Source organism: Streptomyces sp. NPDC057623 (assembly GCF_042800355.1).
Lineage (GTDB): Bacteria > Actinomycetota > Actinomycetes > Streptomycetales > Streptomycetaceae > Streptomyces.
This window is the reverse complement of the sequence record NZ_JBHVGZ010000191.1, coordinates 1-1,067: the sequence shown is the minus strand read 5'-3', so window position 1 is coordinate 1,067 and position 1,067 is coordinate 1. Positions and strand designations below refer to the sequence as shown.

The 1,067-nt window shown below is 70.2% G+C and carries 1 protein-coding gene and 1 pseudogene; both read right to left on the bottom strand.

What is annotated here, in order from left to right:
• Positions 1-193: 193 nt before the first annotated feature.
• Positions 194-652, bottom strand: a complete 459-nt coding sequence (locus ACFU95_RS51060; protein WP_383844834.1) for a glycosyltransferase — start codon at positions 650-652, stop codon at positions 194-196.
• A gap of 45 nt (positions 653-697) precedes the next feature.
• Positions 698-1,021 (bottom strand): annotated as a pseudogene (locus ACFU95_RS51055) (glycosyl transferase); the annotation flags it as partial.
• Between the last annotated feature and the right edge of the window lie 46 nt (positions 1,022-1,067).

Sequence of the window (1,067 nt, the reverse complement as noted above, 5' to 3'; positions counted from 1 at the left end):
ACCGCGTTGAGCCCGGCCGAGGCGACCGCCCCCAGTACATCCGGCTGACCCGCGACCACCACCTCATGGCCCGCACCCCGCAGGGCCCACGCCAATGACACCAACGGCGTGAAATGCGTCGGCGAGGGTGTCACCAGAAACAGGACTCGCATGGGGTCTCCTCCTTGGTACTCCAACGCCCGTGGGCCTGACATCACAGGCCGGCCAGCCGTGTGAGGTCGGCGGCGACCTGTGCGGGTGCGGGCATGTCCCGGACCGAGTCGGCCAGCGCGCGGGCGGCCTTGGCGAACTCCGGCTCCGCCAACAGCCGCCGAAGTTCCACGGCCAGCCGATGCGAATCGTTCTGGCTCTCCGCATCGTCCAGCGAGATCCCGGCACCCACCTCGCTCACCCGGTCACCGTGCCCGAACTGGTCGGCGAGCTGGGGCAGTACCAGCTGGGGCAGCCCGAACGCCCCGGCGGTCATCGTCGTACCCGCGCCCCCGTGGTGCACAACGGCCGCACATCCGTCCAGCACCAGGTGCAGCGGCACCGGATCGACCATCCGCACATTGGCCGGCACCGGCCCGATCTTCTCCCGGAACACCTCGTCCACCGTCGCCACCGCCTCCACCTCCGGCAGCTCCTCGAACGCCCGCAGAATGCCCCGCATCAACGGCACCCCGTTCAACGCCAACGTCCGACTGCCCAGGGTGACGACTACACGGGGGCGTGATGCGGACCGCGGCTCGCGCAGCCACCCCGGCACCACCCCGTTGCCGTTGAACGGAACGAACCTGATCGGACTGCCCGGCTCCGCCCCCGGAGCCTGCAGACCCGGCGGACACGGATCCAGCAACACCGCCGGATCCGGCAGCCCCGCAAGCCCCAGACGCTCACACAACGGACCGAACCCCGGCCGCGCCTCCGCACGCGCCGGACCCGAGATCAGATCCACCCCCCACCGCTGCTGCACCACCGGAACCCCCAGCACACCTGTCAACGGCCATTTGTTTGCCCCGGTGGCGGCCAGATGTTCCATGCACTCATGGCCGACTCGGCGTCCCCAGTGGCGGCCAGATATCTCC

Bases quoted from the DNA above. Each gene is read 5' to 3' on its own strand.
- ACFU95_RS51060 (WP_383844834.1), bottom strand. From the start codon at position 652: ATGCGGGGCATTCTGCGGGCGTTCGAGGAGCTGCCGGAGGTGGAGGCG.